We start from the raw sequence: 22,120 nt of genomic DNA, 5'->3' as shown, positions 1-22,120 counted from the left end.
TTCCTTTCAGGATATTGTTTTCGAACGCTGGTTTTTGACCAGATACATATTGCGATCGGCTTGCTCCAGTAATGCTTCAACGGAGGCATTTTCCCACGCCAGAGCAAAGCCAATGCTGAGGGACATTGATGCTGTGTGCCCGTTATGCAGATCAAACGGACGGATAAATTGCTGCGACAGCGCAGCGCAAATAAATTCGACCTCACGTGCGGTGTGGACGCCGTAAAGGATCATGGCAAATTCATCGCCGCCAAGACGGTAAGACTGATGACGTTTTTCGCCAAACTCGACCATCCTTTTGGCGGCTTCGATCAGTACGCAGTCACCTGCGGCATGACCCCAGGTGTCATTGATAACCTTGAAGTTATCACCGTCCAGGAAGAGCAGGGCAGAATTGGTTTTTGCTGAAGCGTCGTTCATTAATGCCGCAATGTTGTTGCGAAACGCGGCGCGGTTTGCAAGCCCCGTGAGCGGATCGTGCATGGCGGTACGCAACAGTTGAGCGTTTTTCGCCTGTAGCTTGAGCTGCCACTCTTCCATTTCATCCAGCAGGCTGTTGAAGTCTTCACCAAACTGGTGGAACTCTTCAATGCGGCCTTCCGTTACCCGGCGAGAGAAGTTGCGGTTAGTGCGAACGTCATGCACAACGTCAGTGATGTTTTGCATTTCAACAACCATGCCATGATGTAGCGAGCGGGTGATGGTCAATGCGACGGCAGAGGCAAAAAGAATGCAGCCGGTGAGGACCGCAAATGAGAGCCAGATAAAGTGGCTAATCAGGCTGTCTCGCGCGGTCAGACGAATTTCGCCAATCACATTGCCATTATGTATGATGGGCTGTGCGACAGGAACAGGGAACAACCACCGGTTGACCAGCGCGCCCAGCGTGTCGGTATTATCCGCCGGGTTCCATGACCACCAGGCAAACCGTTTATGATGTGCGTTAAGCACTTCCGCCACGGCGAACTGCCCCTGCTTGCCGAGGGTCGCCAGCGTTTCATTTGCCGCCACGGCATCGTTGAACACCAGAGAGGCTTCAAGGCTGTGGCTCATGGTGGCGCCGGTAAGTTCGAGGTTTTTTTGCGCGTATTGCTTTAATGTCACCACGGAAGCGAAACACAGCAGCAACCATATAAACGTCATCGTTATAATGACGCTTATCATGCTGATTCGTCGCAACGTTCTTTTAAACGTCGGACGCGGTGTTGGTGCGACTTCCTTATTCATGCTTCTTATTCCGTGCGAGCATTAATACATCCGGATTGACTCTTACGCCACTGCGCGCCAGCGCATCCAGATTTACGGAAAACCTGACGAGGTTGTGCTCTATTATCAGACAAAATGCGCTGCCAATAACGCATTCAGGATTTTGTTCTGACATTAATAGCAACGCCTGGCCCTGATATTGATTTATTATTTCCTGTTGTTTTGCCGGCGACTCGCTCCCGAAATAGAGGGCATCACACCTTGCTGCGAGTGCTTCCCGATCGCTATGCACAATGACAGGACTATAGGGCAACGGGTTGTGTTCATCTTCACTGCTGAGCGCCTGTCTGTAATGGGAAGAGGCATAAATACAGAGCTTAGGCTGGCCGGACAGTGCTGGCCATCGGGTGTAGCTCACAATGCCAGAAACAATCGAACGTACTGATTTATCCGTTTCCGTGAACGAGCCTGCCGTTGCAGGGGCTACTAAAATGAACAGTATTAGCGCCAGGGGGAGTCGGAGCAAAGCGATCAAGATTGCATTTCTCATCAGAATCCGCCAAACCGCCCCGGAAATAGATGTCCTTAAGAATTGTCGGCAGAATACCATTGTTTATCAAAGCCGTCATTATGTCAGAAATATCCCTGTTTTGACCTAAGCTAAATCTTACAGTGAGCTATATTCAGAGGAATTAAGGCAGGCTCAATTAAGCCTGCTGGAACGCATACTTTCATCCAATCCTTGTTGCCAGGATTCATGCAGTTTTACTGCATTTTCAGTTGCATCGCAGCTGGCAGGAAATGATTTGCCCGCTAATCCCCAGGCGTGAATAAAGCCCTCTTCGCATATTTTTTTCTGTCCGTCAGCGTAGCCACGAAGATATTCCGCTCGATCAACCTGAGGGTCATTAAAACTATCGGCCAGAGCCTGGTTATCTTTAACCGGAACACCATTCATAGCGTCTTCTTTACCGGCCGTGAACCAGTCCGGTCTGGTCCAGTTAGGCTGAAAAGTATAAGGATTGATCTGGCAACCCGACAAAATCAGCGACAACAACATAAAAGCAATTGAACGCATGGCTATTCTCCTTTTTGTGAGCATAGCCTGGCTTACAGGCGTGCGTGTGTAATTTTAACTTTACGATTTTAGGCCATTATTTTTGCAATTAAAGGGTTGGTGTAAAGTAATGTGTACGTATTTTGGATTGAAATATTTACTTAATGTGATATCGTTGTGTCACCTCTTCGAGGAAAACCACTATCGCAAACGAGTTTGACAGGATCGCAATCATGCAAAAAGACGCGCTGAACAACGTACATATCACTGACGAACAGGTGTTAATCACCCCGGATCAACTGAAGGCGGAATTCCCGCTGAGCGTCGCGCAGGAAGCTCAGATTGAGCACTCGCGCCAGACCATTTCTGACATTATCGCTGGCCGCGATCCGCGCCTGCTGGTGGTATGTGGTCCTTGCTCTATTCACGATCCTGAAACCGCCATTGAGTACGCTCGTCGATTTAAAGCATTAGCGGAGGAGGTCAGCGATAGCCTCTATCTGGTGATGCGCGTCTATTTTGAGAAGCCACGTACGACCGTTGGCTGGAAAGGGTTGATCAACGATCCGCACATGGATGGCTCGTTTGATGTGGAAGCAGGACTGAAAATTGCGCGTCGCCTGCTGGTGGAACTGGTGAGCATGGGGCTGCCGCTGGCTACCGAAGCGCTGGATCCGAACAGCCCGCAGTACCTGGGCGATCTCTTCAGCTGGTCTGCGATTGGGGCGCGCACCACCGAGTCACAAACCCACCGCGAGATGGCGTCTGGCCTGTCTATGCCGGTTGGTTTTAAAAACGGTACCGACGGCAGCCTGGCCACGGCGATTAACGCCATGCGCGCCGCCGCCATGCCCCATCGTTTTGTCGGGATCAACCAGGCGGGCCAGGTATGCCTGCTGCAAACGCAGGGCAACCCGGACGGGCATGTGATCCTGCGCGGTGGTAAAGCGCCAAACTACAGCCCGGCGGATGTCGCGCAGTGTGAAAAAGAGATGGAACAGGCGGGACTGCGTCCGGCGCTGATGGTAGATTGCAGTCATGGTAATTCGAATAAAGATTACCGTCGCCAGCCTGCGGTTGCAGAATCTGTGATTGCTCAGATTAAAGATGGCAACCGTTCAATTATCGGCCTGATGATTGAAAGTAATATTCATGAAGGCAATCAGTCATCGGAACAGCCGCGTAGCGCGATGAAGCCCGGCGTCTCGGTCACCGATGCCTGCATTAGCTGGGAAACCACCGATGCGCTGCTGCGTGAGATCCACAAAGATTTGAACGGCCAGCTGGCGACGCGTCTGGCATAAGAGGGTAGTTATGGTTGCTGAATTGACCGCATTACGCGATCAAATTGATGAAGTGGATAAGGCGTTGCTGGATCTTCTGGCGCGCCGCATGGCACTGGTTGCTGAGGTCGGCGAGGTTAAAAGTAAATACGGCCTGCCGATTTACGTTCCGGAGCGCGAGGCCTCTATGCTCGCCTCCCGCCGTAAAGAGGCGCAGGCCCTGGGCGTATCACCTGATTTGATTGAGGACGTTCTGCGTCGCGTGATGCGCGAGTCCTATTCCAGCGAAAACGACAAGGGCTTCAAAACCCTCTGTCCGTCGCTGCGCCCGGTGGTTATCGTCGGTGGTGGCGGGCAGATGGGGCGTCTGTTTGAGAAAATGCTGACGCTTTCTGGCTATCAGGTGCGCATTCTGGAGAAAGAGGACTGGTCGCACGCGCCGGAGCTGATGAAAGACGCCGGAATGGTTATCGTCAGCGTGCCGATCCATGTGACGGAGCAAATAATCGCGAAACTTCCTCCGCTGCCGGAAGATTGCATACTGGTGGACCTGGCCTCCGTTAAAAATGGTCCGCTACAGGCAATGCTGGCGGCGCACACTGGCCCCGTGCTTGGGTTACACCCGATGTTTGGCCCGGACAGCGGAAGCCTGGCGAAGCAGGTAGTGGTTTACTGTGACGGACGGCAGCCGGAAGCCTACCAGTGGTTCCTGGAACAGATCCAGGTCTGGGGAGCACGTTTGCACCGCATTAGCGCGGTAGAGCATGACCAGAACATGGCGTTTATTCAGGCGCTGCGCCACTTTGCAACCTTCGCCTATGGGCTGCACCTGGCGGAAGAGAACGTTCAGCTTGAACAATTGCTGGCGCTTTCCTCGCCAATCTATCGTCTGGAGCTGGCGATGGTCGGGCGACTGTTTGCCCAGGATCCGCAGCTTTACGCCGACATCATCATGTCGTCTGAAAATAATCTGGCGCTGATCAAGCGCTATTATCAGCGTTTTGGCGAAGCGATCACCTTGCTGGAACACGGCGATAAACAAGCCTTTATCGACAGTTTCCGTAAAGTGGAGCACTGGTTCGGTGATTACGCCACGCGATTCCAGAGTGAAAGCCGCACGCTGTTGCGCCAGGCAAATGACAGTCGCCAGTAATGCGATGATGTATATACTGAAAGCCAGCATTGCTGGCTTTTTTCATTTTGGGGAACTGTCATGGCTGAACCGCAGCTGCTGTTGAACTATACCGGGCATCTGCCCGAATGCCCGACATGGAGTGCAGACGAGAAGGCGCTCTACTGGGCGGATATCCTGGAAGGGGAGATCCATCGGTACCATCTGCCCACCGCGGAACACTCGGTGCTCTCATTCCATGAAGAAGTTGGGTGTTTTGCCCTGCGTGAACGCGGCGGATTTATCGTCGCGATGCGAAACGCCATCTGGCTGACCGATAAACACGGCCTGCTCCAGCGTAAGGTTTGCGATAACCCGTCCAACCCGCAGCTTGCACGCTTTAACGATGGCGGTACCGATCATCAGGGACGGTTTTATGCGGGCACCTTCTGGGGGCCGGGAGATTATAACGGCGCCATGCTGATGCGTATCGACAACGACCTGACGCCGAAAGTGATCCAGTGCGATATTCACGGGCATAACGGTTTAGCGTTTAGTCCTGACAAACGATGGATGTTTACTTCTGATACGCCGAACGGTGTGATCTACCGTACGCCGCTTGATGAGCAGGGGGAACCCGGTAAGCGCGAAGAGTTTCGCCGGTTTAGCGAGGGAGAAGGTATGCCCGACGGAGCGGCAATGGACGAGGAAGGCTGCTACTGGAGCGCACTGTTTGACGGCTGGCGTATCGCACGGTTTTCACCGCAAGGCGAACAGCTGGAAGAGTATCGGCTGCCGGTACGCTGCCCGACAATGGTCTGCTTTGGCGGCGACGATATGAAAACGCTGTTTATCACCACCACGCGGGAAAATATGGAGGCGGAGGAGCTGGCGAAATATCCGCTTTCCGGTGCCATCTTCACCCTGCCTGTAAATGTGGCAGGGATGAAGAAAAGCCGCTTTATCGAACGTTAAGCCGGATCGACCGGGACCACGTTTTCGCTCGGATAGCAGCCCAGCACTTTCATGGAGCGTGTGATCTCGCCCAGTTCGCGCAGGGCTTTCTGCATGGACGCAGACTCCAGGTTGGCCTGAACGTCGAGATAAAACATTTCTTCCCACGGGTTGCCATGTATTGGGCGGGATTCCAGCTTCGTCATGATCAGGTTGTGATTACGCAGCACCAGCAGCGCTTCAACCAGCGCACCCGCCTGCTGGCCGGTCGCCATCAGCAGGGTGGTTTTCGCCGGGACCTGGTCCGACACGTTGATGGCCTTGCGGGCCAGAACCACGAAACGGGTGATATTCTGCGTCTGGTTGGCCAGATTGCGTTCCAGCACCTGTAAGCCATACAGCGCGCCGCCCGCTTCGCTACCGAGAGCCGCGACGGCAGAAGAGTTTGCCTGCGCCACTTTTTCCATCGCCGCCGAGGTGCTTTCGGTGTATTCAATTTTCCAGTGCGGATAACGGTTCAGGAACTGGCTGCACTGCTGGAACGGCTGCGGGTGGCTGTACACCGTTTCGATCTGACTCAGATCGGTTGAGCCAGAGACCAGCACACAGTGATCGATAGGGATAGTCAACTCGCCGACTAACGACAGGCTGGTGTGCTGGAGCAGATCGTAAACATCGTTGATGGCGCCGGAACTGGTGTTCTCAATAGGCACCACGGCGTAATCTGCCTGGCCGGTTTCGACCTGGTTGAAGATGTCTGCAAATTTCGCGCAGCCGCTCTCAATAAACTCTTCGAAATGTCGGGCTGCGTACTGGCGAGCCGCCAGGTGAGAATAGGAGCCTTTCGGGCCGAGGAAAGCGATACGAGCAGAGTGCGGGTTGGTTTTGTTCAGATGCTGCTGGAGCAGGGCTTGTTGCGTCAGAACGGAGTCTTCGATGATGAGCTGGAACAGGCGGGTGATGTAGTGCGCATCCAGATGATGCGCTTTGCCGAGTTGAATCAACCGTTCCAGTAAATCACGTTCGCGATCGATATCGCGCACCGGCCGATGGGACTCGAGCTTGGCTTTGCCCACTTCAACGGCGAGCGCGCGGCGTTCTGCCAGCAGGGCCAGTAATTTTTCGTCGAGTGCACTGATTTTTACGCGTAAATCCAGGAGCGGGTTTTCCGGTGTCATAGTGTTGTCTGTCTCATTTTATCGTTATCAATAAAAAAGGCCTCCCGGTGTGGGAGGCCTTGTTGTTCGTCTTCGCATTCTTTATCACACGACGAAACGCCTCCCGGTCAGGGGAAGGTAAAAAAGAATGCGAAGAAAAACGGCGTCTGTTTCATAAGGTCATCCTGAAATTGATAGGTTAAAGTACCTGCACTGTTTTGATCCTGTCAATAAAAAACGCGCCCGAAGGCGCGTTGTCGGTACACTCAATTTTAGAGGATTACTCTTCTTCAACTTCTTCCGCGAAGCTGGCGTCTTTCACCGAGGTTGCGGCGCGACGTGCTTCACCTTTGTGTTGCACTTTATTGAGCTGCCGTTCCAGCTTGTTGATCAAATCGTTAATTGCGGTGTACATATCCTCGTGTTTTGCGCTGGCGACCAGATGGCCGTTTGGAGTATTGATAGTTGCATCAGCGATGAAACCCTGCGGCTCCTTGGACAGGATGATATGTGGATTAATCAAATGTGTTTGCCATTTATCCAGTTTGGCGAGACGGTCTGCGACGTGCTGGCGGATTGCCGGAGTAATTTCCATTTGTTTACTGGTAATGTTCATTGTCATAAATTTTACCTCTTGTCTTTCCGTCTTGGTGATTCCAGCATACCCGACCTAATGTCAAAATGTGTGATTTAGATCACGTTATTTTGTCGGTTTTTGTCAGGGAATCTTTTTTGTGAGGCAGGGCAGGAAGAGGTGAGATTTACCTTGTCGAAGCCAACAATTGCGGTCATAGTTGAATGGATGTGTTGAAGCTAAACCGCTTCAGCGTAAGTGTGAAAGAATAAAAAAACGGCAGCCCGCGGGCTGCCGTTATGCGTTGTAGCGGTATCAGGTGTTGCTGCTGTTCGCGGCGATGATTTTCGCCACTTTGTCAGCCTGAGCCGTCATCTGCATCTGGCGATACGCATTTTCCATCAGCTTCAGGCCATCACGCGTGGCCTGGGTATCCGGATAATCACGCAGCATGCCTTCTACACGGTTAACCACGGCAACCCATGCGCCACGGCGGGTGTAGTATTCCGCAACGGAGTACTCATATTTCGCCAGACGATCTTTCAGGAATACCAGACGCTTAGTGGCATCGGTAATGTACTGGCTGTTCGGGTAGCTACGCACCAGCTTGGAGAAGTCATTGAAAGCATCACGCGCATGTTGCGGGTCACGGTCGGAACGATCCACCCCGAAGAAGCCCTGCAATGCACTATCATCCAGCGCCATGTTAGTCAGGCCGCGCATGTACATCACGTAATCGATGTTAGGATGGGTAGGGTTCAGACGCATGAAACGATCGATCGTTGCCTGAGCCAGCGGCAGATCGGCATTTTTGTAGTAGGCGTAGATAAGATCTAACTGTACCTGCTGCGAATACGGGCCAAACGGATAGCGATTATCCAACGCTTCCAGTTGCGTTATCGCCTGTTTCCAGTTACCGTCCTGCAACTTTTGTTGTGCAGTCGCATAGATTTCATTCGGCGGATTGTCAGGGACCTGTTCATTCGAACCGGAGCAGCCCACCAAAGCCAGGCTCAACGTGGCCGCTGCCACCAGATATTTCATGCGCGTCATGACGTTTTGACTTTCCTCAAATGTTTGTCCGGGAGAAACTCAGTTCCTGCTCCCGATTAAGACCAGCTACAATAGCACACTATATTAAACGGCAAAGCCGTAAAACCCAACGTTAAACGAAGAAGCAGTTTATGGCACAACGAGTAGAACTCACCGCAACAGTCTCCGAAAATCAGCTCGGTCAACGCTTAGATCAGGCTTTGGCCGAATTGTTCCCTGATTATTCGCGTTCACGCATAAAAGAATGGATCCTTGACCAGCGCGTGCTGGTAAACGGCAAGATCTGGGACAAACCAAAAGAGAAAGTGTTTGGTGGGGAAGCTGTCGCCATCAATGCTGAAATCGAAGAGGAAGTCCGCTTCGAGCCGCAGGATATCCCGCTGGATATCGTCTACGAAGATGACGATATTCTGGTCATCAACAAGCCGCGCGACTTTGTTGTTCATCCGGGCGCGGGCAATCCTGACGGTACGGTACTTAACGCTCTCCTTCATTATTATCCGCCGATTGCCGACGTACCGCGTGCCGGTATCGTTCACCGTCTGGATAAAGACACCACGGGTCTGATGGTGGTGGCGAAGACGGTCCCAGCTCAGACTCGCCTGGTGGAATCTTTGCAATTGCGCGAAATTACCCGTGAGTATGAAGCGGTGGCGATTGGTCATATGACCTCTGGCGGCACGGTGGAAGAGCCTATCAGCCGTCACCCAACCAAGCGTACGCATATGTCCGTACACCCGATGGGTAAACCGGCGGTAACCCACTACCGCATCATGGAACATTTCCGTATTCATACGCGCCTGCGTCTGCGCCTGGAAACCGGGCGTACTCATCAGATCCGCGTGCACATGGCGCATATTACCCATCCGCTGGTGGGTGACCCGGTTTACGGCGGTCGTCCGCGTCCACCAAAGGGCGCATCGGATGAATTCATCTCCGTGCTGCGTAAATTCGATCGCCAGGCGCTGCATGCGACGATGCTGCGTCTTTATCACCCAATTACTGGAATTCAGATGGAATGGCATGCGCCGATCCCACAGGATATGGTGGAACTTATCGACGCGATGCGCGCAGATTTCGAAGAACATAAGGATCACGTGGACTGGTTATGACCAAACTGATTGTCCCGGCGTGGCCACTGCCTGAAGGCGTGGCCGCCTGTAGTTCAACCCGTATCGGTGGCGTGAGCCAGGGCGCGTGGGAGTCTCTGAACCTCGGTGCGCACTGTGGCGATAACCTGGAGCACGTTGAAGAGAACCGTAAACGCCTCTTTGCTGCGGGAAACCTTCCTTCAAAACCGGTCTGGCTTGAGCAGGTGCACGGTAAAGCGGTGCTGAAGCTGACGGGGGAGCCCTATGCGTCTAAGCGCGCCGATGCTTCGTACAGCAATACGCCGGGAACGGTTTGCGCGGTGATGACTGCTGATTGCCTGCCGGTGTTGTTCTGCAATAAGGCAGGAACTGAAGTGGCTGCTGCCCACGCCGGATGGCGAGGCCTGTGCGAAGGCGTGCTGGAAGAGACCGTTGCCTGCTTCCATAACGATTCTGCAAATCTCATCGCCTGGCTTGGCCCGGCGATTGGCCCGCAGGCGTTTGAGGTCGGGCCCGAAGTGCGCGATGCCTTTATGGAAAAAGATCCGCAGGCGGTCGAAGCGTTTGTGGCTTCCGGAGATAAATATCTGGCCGATATTTATCAGCTTGCCCGCCAGCGCCTGAATAACGTCGGCGTGACCCAAATCTTCGGCGGAGATCGCTGTACCTTCAGCGAAAAGGGTGATTTTTTCTCCTATCGCCGCGACAAGACGACAGGTCGTATGGCAAGTTTCATTTGGCTGATATAACCTAAAGAATCAAGACGATCCGGTACGCGCCGTTTTCTTTTCACATAATTCAGGTTATTAACCTTGAATAATTGAGGGATGACCTCATTTAATCTCCAGTAGCAAATTTGACCTGTTATGGGAGGAGTTATGCGTCTGGATCGTCTTACTAATAAATTCCAGCTTGCTCTCGCCGATGCCCAGTCCCTCGCACTGGGGCACGACAACCAATTTATCGAACCTCTTCATTTAATGAGCGCCTTGCTGAATCAGGAAGGGGGATCGGTACGTCCTTTATTAACGTCCGCTGGCATTAATGCCGGCCAGTTACGCACCGCCATCGATCAGGCGCTGAGCCGTTTACCGCAGGTAGAAGGTACCGGCGGCGACGTGCAGCCGTCGCAGGATCTGGTGCGCGTGCTGAACCTTTGCGACAAGCTGGCGCAAAAACGTGGGGACAACTTTATTTCGTCAGAGCTGTTTGTTCTGGCGGCGCTTGAATCACGCGGTACCTTAACCGACCTGCTGAAATCCGCCGGTGCAACCACCGCTAATGTGACCCAGGCGATTGAGAAAATGCGCGGAGGTGAAAGCGTGAACGACCAGGGAGCCGAAGACCAACGTCAGGCTTTGAAGAAATTTACGGTCGACCTGACCGAACGTGCCGAGCAGGGCAAACTTGACCCGGTAATCGGCCGTGACGAAGAAATTCGTCGGACTATCCAGGTACTGCAACGTCGTACCAAAAACAACCCGGTGCTGATTGGTGAGCCTGGCGTCGGTAAAACCGCCATCGTTGAAGGGCTGGCGCAGCGTATCGTTAATGGCGAAGTGCCCGAAGGGCTGAAAGGCCGTCGCGTACTGGCGCTGGATATGGGCGCGCTGGTGGCCGGGGCGAAATACCGCGGTGAATTTGAAGAGCGTCTGAAAGGCGTGCTGAACGATCTGGCGAAACAGGAAGGTAACGTCATCCTGTTTATCGACGAACTGCACACCATGGTGGGGGCGGGTAAAGCTGACGGCGCAATGGATGCCGGGAACATGTTGAAACCTGCGCTGGCGCGTGGTGAACTTCACTGCGTCGGCGCCACTACGCTGGACGAGTATCGTCAGTACATTGAAAAAGATGCCGCGCTGGAGCGTCGCTTCCAGAAGGTGTTTGTCGCTGAACCAAGCGTTGAAGATACCATCGCCATTTTGCGAGGACTGAAAGAGCGTTATGAGCTGCACCATCACGTGCAGATCACTGACCCGGCCATCGTTGCGGCGGCGACGCTTTCGCATCGTTACATTGCCGACCGTCAGTTGCCGGATAAAGCCATCGACCTTATCGATGAAGCGGCGTCCAGCATCCGTATGCAGATTGACTCGAAACCGGAAGAGCTGGACCGACTCGATCGCCGCATTATCCAGCTCAAGCTGGAACAGCAGGCGCTGAACAAAGAGTCTGACGAAGCGAGTAAGAAACGCCTCGATATGCTTAACGAAGAACTGGACGAGAAAGAGCGTCAGTATTCTGAGCTGGAAGAAGAGTGGAAAGCTGAGAAAGCCTCACTCTCTGGCACCCAGACAATCAAGGCGGAGCTGGAGCAGGCGAAAATTGCCATTGAGCAGGCCCGTCGCGTAGGAGATCTGGCGCGGATGTCCGAGCTACAGTACGGCAAGATCCCTGAGCTGGAAAAACAGCTTGAGATCGCCACGCAGTCGGAAGGCAAAACCATGCGTCTGTTGCGTAATAAAGTGACGGATGCCGAGATTGCCGAAGTGCTGGCGCGCTGGACGGGTATTCCTGTGGCTCGCATGATGGAAAGCGAACGTGAGAAACTGCTGCGTATGGAGCAGGATCTGCATCAGCGCGTCATTGGACAGAACGAAGCGGTCGAAGCGGTATCTAACGCCATTCGTCGTAGCCGTGCGGGGCTGTCCGATCCGAATCGTCCAATCGGCTCGTTCCTTTTCCTGGGGCCAACCGGTGTCGGTAAAACCGAGCTGTGTAAAGCGCTGGCTAACTTTATGTTCGACAGCGATGACGCGATGGTGCGTATCGATATGTCCGAGTTTATGGAGAAACACTCCGTCTCGCGTCTGGTCGGTGCGCCTCCGGGATATGTCGGTTATGAAGAGGGCGGTTATCTGACGGAAGCGGTTCGTCGTCGTCCTTATTCCGTCATCCTGCTGGATGAAGTGGAAAAGGCTCATCCTGACGTGTTTAACATTCTGTTGCAGGTGCTGGATGATGGGCGTCTGACGGACGGGCAGGGAAGAACGGTCGACTTCCGTAACACGGTGGTGATCATGACCTCGAACCTGGGTTCCGATTTGATTCAGGAACGCTTCGGTGAGCTGGATTACAGCCATATGAAAGATCTTGTGCTGGGTGTGGTCAGCCAAAACTTCCGTCCGGAGTTCATCAACCGTATTGATGAAGTGGTCGTGTTCCATCCGCTGGGCGAGAAACACATCGCGTCGATTGCGCAGATCCAGTTGCAGCGTCTGTACAAACGTCTGGAAGAGCGTGGGTATGAAATCCACATTTCCGACGATGCGCTGAAGCTGCTGAGCGAGAATGGTTACGATCCTGTTTATGGTGCGCGTCCGTTAAAACGTGCTATCCAGCAGCAGATCGAAAACCCGCTGGCACAGCAAATCCTCTCTGGGGAGCTGGTTCCGGGCAAAGTTATTCGTCTGGAAGCCAACGACGATCGCATTGTGGCAGTGCAGTAAGTCACAAAACGCAAAAACGGGCCGCTTGCGGCTCGTTTTTGTTTAAAAACCAGGCGAAAATTGAGGTCTGGGATGTGATTTGCCTGGAAAATGAGCGGTCAGTAAATAATTTTCACTTTATCCTTGCAGGTTCGGAATTACTCCCTATAATGCGCCTCCACTGACACGGAACAACGGCACGCAAGCCGCCGGGTCAGCAGAGAAAAGCAAAACAAACGCTTGACTCTGAAGCGGGAAAGCGTAATATGCACACCCCGCGCCGCAGCGAAAACGAAGCGGCACTGCTCTTTAACAATTTATCAGACAATCTGTGTGGGCACTCAAAGTGACATGGATTCTTAATGTCTTCGGACACTAAATGAATACCAAGTCTCAACGAGTGAACACGTAATTCATTACGAAGTTTAATTCATTGAGCATCAAACTTTTAAATTGAAGAGTTTGATCATGGCTCAGATTGAACGCTGGCGGCAGGCCTAACACATGCAAGTCGAACGGTAACAGGAAGCAGCTTGCTGCTTCGCTGACGAGTGGCGGACGGGTGAGTAATGTCTGGGAAACTGCCTGATGGAGGGGGATAACTACTGGAAACGGTAGCTAATACCGCATAACGTCGCAAGACCAAAGAGGGGGACCTTCGGGCCTCTTGCCATCGGATGTGCCCAGATGGGATTAGCTAGTAGGTGGGGTAACGGCTCACCTAGGCGACGATCCCTAGCTGGTCTGAGAGGATGACCAGCCACACTGGAACTGAGACACGGTCCAGACTCCTACGGGAGGCAGCAGTGGGGAATATTGCACAATGGGCGCAAGCCTGATGCAGCCATGCCGCGTGTATGAAGAAGGCCTTCGGGTTGTAAAGTACTTTCAGCGGGGAGGAAGGCGACAAGGTTAATAACCTTGTCGATTGACGTTACCCGCAGAAGAAGCACCGGCTAACTCCGTGCCAGCAGCCGCGGTAATACGGAGGGTGCAAGCGTTAATCGGAATTACTGGGCGTAAAGCGCACGCAGGCGGTCTGTCAAGTCGGATGTGAAATCCCCGGGCTCAACCTGGGAACTGCATTCGAAACTGGCAGGCTAGAGTCTTGTAGAGGGGGGTAGAATTCCAGGTGTAGCGGTGAAATGCGTAGAGATCTGGAGGAATACCGGTGGCGAAGGCGGCCCCCTGGACAAAGACTGACGCTCAGGTGCGAAAGCGTGGGGAGCAAACAGGATTAGATACCCTGGTAGTCCACGCCGTAAACGATGTCGACTTGGAGGTTGTGCCCTTGAGGCGTGGCTTCCGGAGCTAACGCGTTAAGTCGACCGCCTGGGGAGTACGGCCGCAAGGTTAAAACTCAAATGAATTGACGGGGGCCCGCACAAGCGGTGGAGCATGTGGTTTAATTCGATGCAACGCGAAGAACCTTACCTACTCTTGACATCCAGAGAACTTTCCAGAGATGGATTGGTGCCTTCGGGAACTCTGAGACAGGTGCTGCATGGCTGTCGTCAGCTCGTGTTGTGAAATGTTGGGTTAAGTCCCGCAACGAGCGCAACCCTTATCCTTTGTTGCCAGCGGTTAGGCCGGGAACTCAAAGGAGACTGCCAGTGATAAACTGGAGGAAGGTGGGGATGACGTCAAGTCATCATGGCCCTTACGAGTAGGGCTACACACGTGCTACAATGGCGCATACAAAGAGAAGCGACCTCGCGAGAGCAAGCGGACCTCATAAAGTGCGTCGTAGTCCGGATTGGAGTCTGCAACTCGACTCCATGAAGTCGGAATCGCTAGTAATCGTGGATCAGAATGCCACGGTGAATACGTTCCCGGGCCTTGTACACACCGCCCGTCACACCATGGGAGTGGGTTGCAAAAGAAGTAGGTAGCTTAACCTTCGGGAGGGCGCTTACCACTTTGTGATTCATGACTGGGGTGAAGTCGTAACAAGGTAACCGTAGGGGAACCTGCGGTTGGATCACCTCCTTACCTTAAAGAACCTGCCTTTGTAGTGCTCACACAGATTGTCTGATGAAAAGTAAATAGCAAGGCGTCTTGCGATTGAGACTGTACGTCCCCTTCGTCTAGAGGCCCAGGACACCGCCCTTTCACGGCGGTAACAGGGGTTCGAATCCCCTAGGGGACGCCACTTGCTGGTTCGTGAGTGAAAGTCACCTGCCGTCATATCTCAAAACTGACTTGCGAGTCATGTTTGAGATATTTGCTCTTTAAAAATCTGGATCAAGCTGAAAATTGAAACGACACACAGCTCATGTGTGTTCGAGTCTCTCAAATTTTCGCAAGTCGATGGTGAATCGAAAGAAACATCTTCGGGTTGTGAGGTTAAGCGACTAAGCGTACACGGTGGATGCCCTGGCAGTCAGAGGCGATGAAGGACGTGCTAATCTGCGAAAAGCGCCGGCGAGGTGATATGAACCCTTGACCCGGCGATGTCCGAATGGGGAAACCCAGTGCAATCCGTTGCACTATCGTTAACTGAATACATAGGTTAACGAGGCGAACCGGGGGAACTGAAACATCTAAGTACCCCGAGGAAAAGAAATCAACCGAGATTCCCCCAGTAGCGGCGAGCGAACGGGGAGCAGCCCGGAGTCTGAATCAGCTTGTGTGTTAGTGGAACGGTCTGGAAAGTCCGACGGTACAGGGTGATAGTCCCGTACACGAAAATGCACATGCTGTGAACTCGAAGAGTAGGGCGGGACACGTGGTATCCTGTCTGAATATGGGGGGACCATCCTCCAAGGCTAAATACTCCTGACTGACCGATAGTGAACCAGTACCGTGAGGGAAAGGCGAAAAGAACCCCGGCGAGGGGAGTGAAAAAGAACCTGAAACCGTGTACGTACAAGCAGTGGGAGCCTCTTTATGGGGTGACTGCGTACCTTTTGTATAATGGGTCAGCGACTTATATTCTGTAGCAAGGTTAACCGTATAGGGGAGCCGAAGGGAAACCGAGTCTTAACTGGGCGTTAAGTTGCAGGGTATAGACCCGAAACCCGGTGATCTAGCCATGGGCAGGTTGAAGGTTGGGTAACACTAACTGGAGGACCGAACCGACTAATGTTGAAAAATTAGCGGATGACCTGTGGCTGGGGGTGAAAGGCCAATCAAACCGGGAGATAGCTGGTTCTCCCCGAAAGCTATTTAGGTAGCGCCTCGTGAATTCATCTTCGGGGGTAGAGCACTGTTTCGGCTAGGGGGCCATCCCGGCTTACCAACCCGATGCAAACTACGAATACCGAAGAATGTTATCACGGGAGACACACGGCGGGTGCTAACGTCCGTCGTGAAGAGGGAAACAACCCAGACCGCCAGCTAAGGTCCCAAAGTCATGGTTAAGTGGGAAACGATGTGGGAAGGCACAGACAGCCAGGATGTTGGCTTAGAAGCAGCCATCATTTAAAGAAAGCGTAATAGCTCACTGGTCGAGTCGGCCTGCGCGGAAGATGTAACGGGGCTAAACCATGCACCGAAGCTGCGGCAGCGACACTTATGTGTTGTTGGGTAGGGGAGCGTTCTGTAAGCCGTTGAAGGTGTGCTGTGAGGCATGCTGGAGGTATCAGAAGTGCGAATGCTGACATAAGTAACGATAAAGCGGGTGAAAAGCCCGCTCGCCGGAAGACCAAGGGTTCCTGTCCAACGTTAATCGGGGCAGGGTGAGTCGACCCCTAAGGCGAGGCCGAAAGGCGTAGTCGATGGGAAACAGGTTAATATTCCTGTACTTGGTGTTACTGCGAAGGGGGGACGGAGAAGGCTATGTCAGCCGGGCGACGGTTGTCCCGGTTTAAGCATGTAGGCGGAGGTTCCAGGTAAATCCGGTACCTTATTAACGCTGAGGTGTGATGACGAGGCACTACGGTGCTGAAGTGATAAATGCCCTGCTTCCAGGAAAAGCCTCTAAGCATCAGGTAACACGAAATCGTACCCCAAACCGACACAGGTGGTCAGGTAGAGAATACCAAGGCGCTTGAGAGAACTCGGGTGAAGGAACTAGGCAAAATGGTGCCGTAACTTCGGGAGAAGGCACGCTGATATGTAGGTGAAGCCCCTGCGGGTGGAGCTGAAATCAGTCGAAGATACCAGCTGGCTGCAACTGTTTATTAAAAACACAGCACTGTGCAAACACGAAAGTGGACGTATACGGTGTGACGCCTGCCCGGTGCCGGAAGGTTAATTGATGGGGTTAGCGGCAACGCGAAGCTCTTGATCGAAGCCCCGGTAAACGGCGGCCGTAACTATAACGGTCCTAAGGTAGCGAAATTCCTTGTCGGGTAAGTTCCGACCTGCACGAATGGCGTAATGATGGCCAGGCTGTCTCCACCCGAGACTCAGTGAAATTGAACTCGCTGTGAAGATGCAGTGTACCCGCGGCAAGACGGAAAGACCCCGTGAACCTTTACTATAGCTTGACACTGAACACTGGTCCTTGATGTGTAGGATAGGTGGGAGGCTTTGAAGCGTGGACGCCAGTCTGCGTGGAGCCAACCTTGAAATACCACCCTTTAATGGCTGGTGTTCTAACGTAGACCCGTTACCCGGGTTGCGGACAGTGTCTGGTGGGTAGTTTGACTGGGGCGGTCTCCTCCCAAAGAGTAACGGAGGAGCACGAAGGTTGGCTAATCCTGGTCGGACATCAGGAGGTTAGTGCAATGGCATAAGCCAGCTTGACTGCGAGCGTGACGGCGCGAGCAGGTGCGAAAGCAGGTCATAGTGATCCGGTGGTTCTGAATGGAAGGGCCATCGCTCAACGGATAAAAGGTACTCCGGGGATAACAGGCTGATACCGCCCAAGAGTTCATATCGACGGCGGTGTTTGGCACCTCGATGTCGGCTCATCACATCCTGGGGCTGAAGTAGGTCCCAAGGGTATGGCTGTTCGCCATTTAAAGTGGTACGCGAGCTGGGTTTAGAACGTCGTGAGACAGTTCGGTCCCTATCTGCCGTGGGCGCTGGAGAATTGAGGGGGGCTGCTCCTAGTACGAGAGGACCGGAGTGGACGCATCACTGGTGTTCGGGTTGTCATGCCAATGGCACTGCCCGGTAGCTAAATGCGGAAGAGATAAGTGCTGAAAGCATCTAAGCACGAAACTTGCCCCGAGATGAGTTCTCCCTGAGACTTTAAGTCTCCTGAAGGAACGTTAAAGACGATGACGTTGATAGGTCGGGTGTGTAAGCGCAGCGATGCGTTGAGCTAACCGATACTAATGAACCGTGAGGCTTAACCTTACAACGCCGAAGGTGTTTTGGCGAAGAGACAGACAATCAAATTTCAGCTTTGATACAGATTAACAGAATTTGCCTGGCGGCTTTAGCGCGGTGGTCCCACCTGACCCCATGCCGAACTCAGAAGTGAAACGCCGTAGCGCCGATGGTAGTGTGGGGTCTCCCCATGTGAGAGTAGGGAACTGCCAGGCATCAATTAAGAAGAACCCTGTACCGTAAGGTGCGGGGTTTTTTGCTTTGTACGTGGAAAACATGCCGGATGGCGGCTTCCACTTATCCGGCCTACAATTGTTAAAACAATTTTAACAATGGTGCCGCTTTGACTCGTCCCTTTGATTATCAACAAGATTTTGCCAATATTAATTTTCGCGAACATCCCGAACGGTATCAGGTTGGCCGGGGTGAGCAGGGCGTATTGATGGTCGAGCCTTATAAAAGCGAAATCCTGCCGCACTGGCGTTATAAAAATGCTGAAGTCGCAGCGCGTTCGGCAGAAGAGATCTACGCCCTCTTTGAAGAGTACCGCAGGAATAACAATTTTGTCGGCATGGATATGGCGCGTAAATTCATACAGATGGGATACACCCGTGCCCGACGATACGCCAATCATAAAGGCGGAAAAAAGTATGATGAGAATCGCCAGGTCAAACCCCTCGATCACGATCCAGTAAAAGCAGAAGCCGCTGCGGTGTTCAAAACGTGGTGGGATAAAATTCGTGCTGATGAAGATTATTTGCAGCGAAAAAAGGCTCACCAGCAAGCGTGGGGATAATTACTACGTCCGCTAATAATTCGATACCTGATCGAGTTCACAAAATCCAATGAAACATATTGGAAACATTTTATTTACCTAACGATTCGTTTTAAATCCGGTTTTACTGTTTGTGGGCAATGGCCCGCAATGTGAGACAGGGGATTTTAAAATGACAGAAACCGTAGCCAGTGCAGATACGGATAACACAAGTTTAGCAGGCAAGGATACTCGCCGTCGGGTTTGGGCAATCGTTGGAGCTTCATCGGGGAACCTTGTAGAGTGGTTTGATTTTTACGTCTATTCATTTTGTTCACTCTACTTTGCACATATCTTCTTCCCGTCAGGGAACACCACAACGCAGCTTCTGCAAACCGCAGGCGTTTTTGCCGCCGGGTTCCTGATGCGTCCCATTGGTGGATGGCTGTTCGGCAGGATCGCGGACAGGAAAGGGCGCAAGACATCCATGCTCATCTCCGTGTGCATGATGTGCGTCGGCTCGCTGGTGATTGCCTGCCTTCCCGGATATGACACTATCGGAACATGGGCACCGGCGTTGTTGCTGCTGGCACGCCTGTTCCAGGGGCTGTCAGTGGGTGGCGAATATGGCACCAGCGCGACATACATGAGCGAAGTAGCTGTTGAAGGGCGCAAAGGTTTCTATGCATCATTCCAGTATGTAACCCTCATTGGCGGTCAGCTGCTGGCGTTACTGGTTGTGGTGATCCTTCAACAAATCCTTAGCGATGAAGATTTACGCGCCTGGGGCTGGCGCATCCCGTTTGCCCTGGGGGCTGCCCTGGCGGTTGTGGCGCTGTGGTTACGCCGTCAGCTTGATGAAACCTCCCAGCAGGAGGTCAGGGCGCTGAAAGAAGCCGGTTCGATGAAAGGGCTGTGGCGAAACCGCAAAGCGTTTTTGATGGTATTAGGCTTTACCGCCGCAGGCTCGCTAAGCTTCTATACCTTCACCACCTATATGCAAAAATATCTGGTCAACACCACGGGCATGCATGCTAACGTTGCGAGCGTCGTCATGACGGTGGCGTTACTGGTCTTTATGCTCATCCAGCCGATTGTTGGCGCGCTGTCGGACAAAATAGGTCGCCGCACCTCCATGCTGATCTTTGGTGGCATGCTCACCCTGGGGACTGTTCCGCTTTTGACGGCGCTACAGCATACAACCTCTCCGTATGCCGCTTTCGCTTTGATTATGGTGGCACTTATTATTATTAGTTTTTACACGGCAATCAGTGGCATTTTGAAAGCAGAAATGTTTCCCGCACAGGTGAGGGCGCTGGGCGTAGGCCTCTCTTATGCGGTCGCTAACGCCCTGTTCGGCGGTTCGGCAGAGTATGTCGCGCTATCCCTTAAGTCATGGGGCAGTGAATCGACCTTTTTCTGGTATGTCACCATCATGGGGGCGCTGGCGTTTATTGTCTCCCTGATGCTGCATCGTAAAGGAAAAGGGATCCGCCTTTAATAATGCGCCATCTGCCAGACGGCGTAGCCGGTTGTTGCCCCGGCTACGTCCCAGGCAAAATCTTTCCAGCTCCAGCCGCTTCCCGAGGGGCGGCTATCCCAAAGTTCTTTTGATGCCCCCAGGCTGATGGAGAACATCAGCCCCATTGTGGCACTTCGATCCCGGCTATAACCCTGGTGCAGCGCATATTCATTACCCGCAGCGGACAACATTGCAGACGCCAGAAAGTGTTGAGCTTTATCCTGACCCGACCAGTTATCATTAGCCATATGGCTGCAACCGGTCAGGAAAAGAGGGATTATCAGGAAAGGCGTACGCATTAACAGACTCCATAAAAAAGCCCCGTCGATGACAGGGCTCGTGTATTACAGAATGCGGCTGATGAGGCGGTCGATACGGATCCGACGTAGACGGCGAATCAGCTTTCGAACTTTCACCGGATAATCAGCGATGCTTTGCAGATCGCGATAATGACGAACCACTGTGGTATGCGTGCGTATAAGCTCCAGCTCACGATCGCGTTTCGCGGCTAACGCATGCTGAGGATCGTGAATAAGGATGGCGTTTTCCAGATCCAGACGCCAGGCGCGTGGGTTGAGATTATTACCGGTCAGCAGCATCCAATCATCATCCACCCACATTCCTTTGAGGTGATAGCTGTTATCTTCATCTTTCCAGAGACGCACAACCAGCTGGTCCGTGTTCACATAGTACTGTAAACGGCTCAGGAAGCGGCGCAGGTTAATCTCATAGAGATAAGGCAGTGCGCCGATGATCTTGAAAGGTTGATCTTCCGGAATGAAAAAGTCATTTGCCGTTTTATCCCCGACAATAATTTCCACCTTTTTACCATCACGCAGCAGCTGAATGATATTACGCACCAGAACGGCGGGAAGGTTGAAGTACGGGGTACAGATGGTGAGCTTATGCTCCGCGCACGGCATCAAATGGAAGATGGTCTTGTTCAGCAGGCTGGATTTTCCCAGGCCTACCAGAGGCGTAACGGACAGTTCTTCATTACTGGCATCCCCCTGAAAACGATAAACCGCATCGCGCAGTTCCTGGCGGAAGGAGCGAACGTCGTTTTTGATTTCCGGGCTTTTCGGACGATGAGGATCGTCAAGACGGTGCACACCCCGGCCATGAACCAGGTTTTTATCAACCCAGTTGAACATGATGTCGGCCATCTGCGGATTGCGGATCAGATGGTAGCGATCGTAACGGTATTTATCGAGCTGATGGAGATACACATCATTCAGGCTGGCACCGCTATAAAGGACGCTGTCATCAATGATAAATCCTTTAAAATGAAGAACGCCAAGCGCTTCACGAGTATTCACCGGTACGCCATACACCGGGATATCAATACCCGGATTTTCCTGGGCCGTGCGGCAATACCAATCAGCATTGGTATTCGAGGCAGCGGCACCAATACGGCCGCGCTGAGCACGGTGCCAGTCAACCAGCACGCGAACATCCAGTTCTGGACGCTGACGTTTCGCTTCATAGAGCGCGTTCAGGATCGCACGCCCACCTTCATCTTGTTCAAGATAGAGCGCCACAATGCAAATACGTCGCGTAGCGCTGGCAATCTTTTCAAGAAGCGTCTCCCGGAAATGAGCGGGAGCATAAAAGAACTCTACATCATCAACTGACTGAGAAATCTTCGGTAGTTGAGCAAGGTGTTGTTGATGTTTATTACGCTTAAATTTTGACAACATCACA

At 52.8% G+C, this 22,120-nt stretch carries 17 protein-coding genes, 1 tRNA gene, 3 rRNA genes and 1 other annotated feature; of the genes, 12 read left to right on the top strand and 9 right to left on the bottom strand.

What is annotated here, in order from left to right; translation table 11 throughout:
• Window positions 1-6: 6 nt before the first annotated feature.
• From dgcN to L379_RS06355, 3 genes are all read right to left on the bottom strand, one after another.
• Complete coding sequence (gene dgcN / locus L379_RS06345) at window positions 7-1,227, bottom strand: diguanylate cyclase DgcN/YfiN (RefSeq protein WP_017692859.1); 1,221 nt, start codon at window positions 1,225-1,227, stop codon at window positions 7-9.
• On the bottom strand, window positions 1,220-1,756 hold the full coding sequence (locus tag L379_RS06350) for a regulatory sequestration protein YfiR (RefSeq protein WP_032619208.1): 537 nt from the start codon (window positions 1,754-1,756) through the stop codon (window positions 1,220-1,222). The genes dgcN and L379_RS06350 overlap by 8 nt, the downstream gene beginning before the upstream one ends.
• A gap of 153 nt (window positions 1,757-1,909) precedes the next feature.
• A complete protein-coding gene (locus tag L379_RS06355; protein ID WP_032619209.1) occupies window positions 1,910-2,284 on the bottom strand; it encodes a DUF2799 domain-containing protein in 375 nt (124 codons plus the stop codon).
• 212 nt (window positions 2,285-2,496) lie between these two features.
• On the opposite strand from L379_RS06355, the gene aroF reads away from it, so the two are divergent.
• Genes aroF through L379_RS06370 form a run of 3 tightly spaced genes read left to right on the top strand, consistent with a single transcriptional unit; the run spans window position 2,497 to window position 5,632 of the window.
• Window positions 2,497-3,567, top strand: a complete 1,071-nt coding sequence (aroF, locus tag L379_RS06360) for a 3-deoxy-7-phosphoheptulonate synthase AroF (protein WP_006811632.1) — start codon at window positions 2,497-2,499, stop codon at window positions 3,565-3,567.
• Window positions 3,568-3,577: 10 nt separating this feature from the next.
• Window positions 3,578-4,699, top strand: a complete 1,122-nt coding sequence (gene tyrA, locus L379_RS06365) for a bifunctional chorismate mutase/prephenate dehydrogenase (protein WP_006811631.1) — start codon at window positions 3,578-3,580, stop codon at window positions 4,697-4,699.
• 60 nt (window positions 4,700-4,759) lie between these two features.
• Window positions 4,760-5,632, top strand: a complete 873-nt coding sequence (locus tag L379_RS06370) for an SMP-30/gluconolactonase/LRE family protein (RefSeq protein WP_032654631.1) — start codon at window positions 4,760-4,762, stop codon at window positions 5,630-5,632.
• Here L379_RS06370 and pheA read toward each other — a convergent pair.
• The 4 genes from pheA to bamD all read right to left on the bottom strand — a co-directional run bounded on the left by pheA (window position 5,629) and on the right by bamD (window position 8,395).
• Complete coding sequence (pheA, locus tag L379_RS06375; RefSeq protein ID WP_015571567.1) at window positions 5,629-6,789, bottom strand: bifunctional chorismate mutase/prephenate dehydratase; 1,161 nt, start codon at window positions 6,787-6,789, stop codon at window positions 5,629-5,631. The two genes, L379_RS06370 and pheA, sit on opposite strands and share 4 nt — an antisense overlap.
• 30 nt (window positions 6,790-6,819) lie before the next feature.
• Window positions 6,820-6,945, bottom strand: a sequence feature (Phe leader region).
• The gene (pheL, locus tag L379_RS25940) at window positions 6,897-6,944 is read right to left on the bottom strand and encodes a pheA operon leader peptide PheL (RefSeq protein WP_100229775.1); all 48 of its coding nucleotides are present in this window, start codon (window positions 6,942-6,944) and stop codon (window positions 6,897-6,899) included. It overlaps the preceding feature by 48 nt.
• A 103-nt stretch (window positions 6,946-7,048) precedes the next feature.
• On the bottom strand, window positions 7,049-7,390 hold the full coding sequence (gene raiA / locus L379_RS06380) for a ribosome-associated translation inhibitor RaiA (protein WP_003863162.1): 342 nt from the start codon (window positions 7,388-7,390) through the stop codon (window positions 7,049-7,051).
• A 267-nt stretch (window positions 7,391-7,657) separates the two neighbouring features.
• Window positions 7,658-8,395, bottom strand: coding sequence for an outer membrane protein assembly factor BamD (bamD, locus tag L379_RS06385; protein ID WP_003863164.1), 738 nt, complete (start codon window positions 8,393-8,395; stop codon window positions 7,658-7,660).
• 131 nt (window positions 8,396-8,526) lie between these two features.
• Here bamD and rluD point away from each other — a divergent pair, with 131 nt between their 5' ends.
• From rluD to L379_RS06425, 9 genes are all read left to right on the top strand, one after another.
• Window positions 8,527-9,507 carry a 23S rRNA pseudouridine(1911/1915/1917) synthase RluD gene (rluD, locus tag L379_RS06390; RefSeq protein WP_017383977.1) on the top strand — a complete coding sequence of 327 codons (981 nt, stop codon included), beginning with the start codon at window positions 8,527-8,529 and terminating at the stop codon, window positions 9,505-9,507.
• Window positions 9,504-10,235 carry a purine nucleoside phosphorylase YfiH gene (yfiH, locus tag L379_RS06395; RefSeq protein WP_032654629.1) on the top strand — a complete coding sequence of 244 codons (732 nt, stop codon included), beginning with the start codon at window positions 9,504-9,506 and terminating at the stop codon, window positions 10,233-10,235. Before rluD ends, yfiH begins: the two co-directional genes overlap by 4 nt.
• A 129-nt stretch (window positions 10,236-10,364) precedes the next feature.
• Complete coding sequence (gene clpB / locus L379_RS06400; protein WP_017692862.1) at window positions 10,365-12,938, top strand: ATP-dependent chaperone ClpB; 2,574 nt, start codon at window positions 10,365-10,367, stop codon at window positions 12,936-12,938.
• Window positions 12,939-13,367: 429 nt separating this feature from the next.
• Window positions 13,368-14,909 (top strand): 16S ribosomal RNA (locus tag L379_RS06405).
• Between the two features lie 84 nt (window positions 14,910-14,993).
• A tRNA-Glu gene (locus tag L379_RS06410) sits at window positions 14,994-15,069 on the top strand.
• 192 nt (window positions 15,070-15,261) lie between these two features.
• Window positions 15,262-18,167 (top strand): 23S ribosomal RNA (locus tag L379_RS06415).
• Window positions 18,168-18,239: 72 nt separating this feature from the next.
• Window positions 18,240-18,355 (top strand): 5S ribosomal RNA (gene rrf / locus L379_RS06420).
• Together the 16S, 23S and 5S rRNA genes with 1 tRNA gene alongside form the textbook arrangement of a ribosomal RNA operon.
• Window positions 18,356-18,483: 128 nt before the next feature.
• On the top strand, window positions 18,484-18,936 hold the full coding sequence (locus L379_RS0124245; protein ID WP_032654628.1) for a DUF4385 domain-containing protein: 453 nt from the start codon (window positions 18,484-18,486) through the stop codon (window positions 18,934-18,936).
• A gap of 151 nt (window positions 18,937-19,087) precedes the next feature.
• A complete protein-coding gene (locus L379_RS06425; RefSeq protein WP_017383558.1) occupies window positions 19,088-20,395 on the top strand; it encodes an MFS family transporter in 1,308 nt (435 codons plus the stop codon).
• Here the strand turns inward: L379_RS06425 and L379_RS06430 are convergent.
• Window positions 20,392-20,715 (bottom strand): YfiM family lipoprotein, encoded by a 324-nt coding sequence (locus tag L379_RS06430; protein ID WP_003860739.1) that lies wholly within the window; start codon window positions 20,713-20,715, stop codon window positions 20,392-20,394. The genes L379_RS06425 and L379_RS06430 overlap by 4 nt on opposite strands.
• A 45-nt stretch (window positions 20,716-20,760) precedes the next feature.
• Window positions 20,761-22,116 (bottom strand): CDP-diacylglycerol--serine O-phosphatidyltransferase, encoded by a 1,356-nt coding sequence (gene pssA / locus L379_RS06435; protein WP_032654627.1) that lies wholly within the window; start codon window positions 22,114-22,116, stop codon window positions 20,761-20,763.
• Window positions 22,117-22,120 lie beyond the last annotated feature (4 nt).

This window comes from Enterobacter sp. MGH 33, assembly GCF_000534535.1.
In the GTDB taxonomy this organism is placed as follows: domain Bacteria; phylum Pseudomonadota; class Gammaproteobacteria; order Enterobacterales; family Enterobacteriaceae; genus Enterobacter; species Enterobacter hormaechei_C.
Note: the sequence above shows the minus strand (reverse complement) of the source record. Positions and strands in the feature narration are given on the sequence as shown.